Annotated in this window: 1 pseudogene; it reads left to right on the top strand. The window is 64.2% G+C overall.

Annotated features, from left to right (window positions below):
- Positions 1-777: pseudogene (locus tag FVP33_RS18910) on the top strand (IS481 family transposase); the annotation flags it as partial.

Raw genomic sequence — 777 nt, forward strand, 5'->3', positions numbered from 1 at the left:
ACCGGTCCCCGAACCAGACCAGCAGGCGGCTTGAGAGGCGGATCGTGGCGCTGCGGTTCACCCGCCGGTGGGGACCACACCGCATCGGCTACCACCTGCACGTCGCTCGCTCCACGGTCGAGCAGATCCTGGCCCGCTACCGGATGCCGCGCCTGGCCTATCTCGACCAGGCCACCGGGCTGCCGCTCAGATAAGCGAAACCGGTCCGCTACGAGCATGCCGCGCCGGGCGATCTTGTCCACGTCGATATCAAGAAACAGGGCCGCATCCCCGATGGTGGCGGCCACCGGATGCTCGGCCGCACCATCGGCAAGCGCAACAACAAAAAGCAGGGTCGCGGCTACTCGTTCCTGCACCACGCGGTCGACGACCACTCCCGCCTGGCTTACTCCGAGATTCTCACCGACGAGAAGAAAGAGACCGCCGCCGGGTTCTGGATCCGCGCGAACGCGTTCTTCAACAGCCACGGCATCACCGTCAAACGTGTCCTCACCGATAACGGTTCTTGCTACCGTTCCGGTGCTTTCACGGCCGCGCTGGGCGAGACGATCAGCCACAAGTTCACCCGCCCCTACCGGCCACAGACGAACGGGAAAGTCGAACGATTCAACCGCACCCTCGCCCAGGAATGGGCCTACGCCCACACCTACACGAGCGACGAGGCCCGAGCTGCGACCTACCAGCAGTGGCTCCATGACTACAATCACCACAGACCCCACACCGGCATCGGCGGCAAATCACCAATCGAACGCGTTCACAACGTCCCCGGGAACTACA

This window comes from Lacisediminihabitans profunda, from assembly GCF_008040105.1.
Taxonomy (GTDB): Bacteria; Actinomycetota; Actinomycetes; order Actinomycetales; family Microbacteriaceae; genus Lacisediminihabitans; species Lacisediminihabitans profunda.